The organism is Vibrio sp. 1069 (assembly GCF_033340555.1).
Map to the genome: position 1 here is coordinate 1 of NZ_JAWOWP010000419.1, position 682 is coordinate 682.

1 protein-coding gene is annotated in these 682 nt (G+C 46.0%); it reads right to left on the reverse strand.

Translation table 11 applies throughout. The features are described from left to right. Positions 1-682 (reverse strand): zinc ABC transporter ATP-binding protein ZnuC (gene znuC, locus R7040_RS26885; protein ID WP_318097656.1); only part of this gene is annotated, 682 nt, incomplete at both ends.

Consider the following 682-nt stretch of genomic DNA (forward strand, 5'->3'; position numbering starts at 1 on the left):
CCGTGGCTATGGTTAGAGCATGAGGTAGCGTCGCCCGATACTGGAGAGCCAGACAAATCGTGATGGTGATGCTCGTGGTCGTGATGATAAAACGCGAGTGATTCTCTCGCTGCGTTACCAAACAATGCTATGTAAGAAGGATGCTGAGTGATCGTTGCTGGTGACCCCGAACAACAAACGTGGTGGTGCAAACAAATCACATCGTCTGTTTTTGCCATGACCAAATGCAAATCATGAGATACCATAAACACAGCGCAATCGAAGCGGTGACGGATGCTTTCAATCAAATCGTATAGATCGATTTGTCCCTGAACATCAACACCTTGAGCTGGTTCATCAAGAACCAACAAGTCAGGGCGTTGTAGCAGCGCGCGGGCAAGTAGGACGCGTTGGTTTTCACCACCGGAAAGGCGGTGCATGTTGCTCTTAATTAAGTGCTCTGCACCAACTAGTCTTAATGCATCAAGGCATTCTTGTTTGCTGTACTTTCCTGCTAAATTTAAGAAACGGATAACGTTTAGCGGCAAAGAGTCGTTGAGTTTCAGTTTCTGAGGCACATAACCAATTTTTAGCTTTTTCGCTTTAACCAATTTTCCGCTAGTCGGCTTTTGAAGCCCTAAAATGACTTTAACTAACGTGGATTTTCCCGCTCCGTTGGGACCGATTAGGGTTGTGATTTTGC